The organism is Clostridioides sp. ZZV14-6387 (assembly GCF_020657835.1).
GTDB lineage: Bacteria > Bacillota > Clostridia > Peptostreptococcales > Peptostreptococcaceae > Clostridioides > Clostridioides difficile_A.
The window spans coordinates 1-377 of record NZ_JAGWCW010000145.1; the positions used below are offsets into that span (position 1 = coordinate 1).

The window sequence follows — 377 nt, forward strand, 5'->3', positions numbered from 1 at the left end:
GTCGAGGTGAAGGGACTCGAACCCCCGGCCCCATGGTCCCAAACCATGTGCGCTACCAAACTGCGCTACACCTCGAAATTTCATTTACTATTTTATACTACTCTAAAATCTATTTTTTTTCAAGTCCTTTTTAATTTGGCAGGGGTGGAGGGACTCGAACCCCCGGCGCACGGTTTTGGAGACCGACGCTCTACCAACTGAGCTACACCCCTATGAAGAATAATGGACCTTCAGGGACTCGAACCCCAGACCTACCGGTTATGAGCCGGGCGCTCTAACCAACTGAGCTAAAGGTCCAAGTTGGTCGAGGTGAAGGGACTCGAACCCCCGGCCCCATGGTCCCAAACCATGTGCGCTACCAAACTGCGCTACACCTC

Annotated in this window: 3 tRNA genes; all 3 read right to left on the reverse strand. The window is 52.8% G+C overall.

Annotated features, from left to right (window positions below):
- Nucleotide 1: 1 nt before the first annotated feature.
- Nucleotides 2-75: transfer RNA gene (locus KGF38_RS20130), tRNA-Pro, on the reverse strand.
- 61 nt (nucleotides 76-136) lie between these two features.
- Nucleotides 137-212: transfer RNA gene (locus KGF38_RS20135), tRNA-Trp, on the reverse strand.
- Nucleotides 213-223: 11 nt separating this feature from the next.
- Nucleotides 224-297: transfer RNA gene (locus KGF38_RS20140), tRNA-Ile, on the reverse strand.
- Nucleotides 298-377 lie beyond the last annotated feature (80 nt).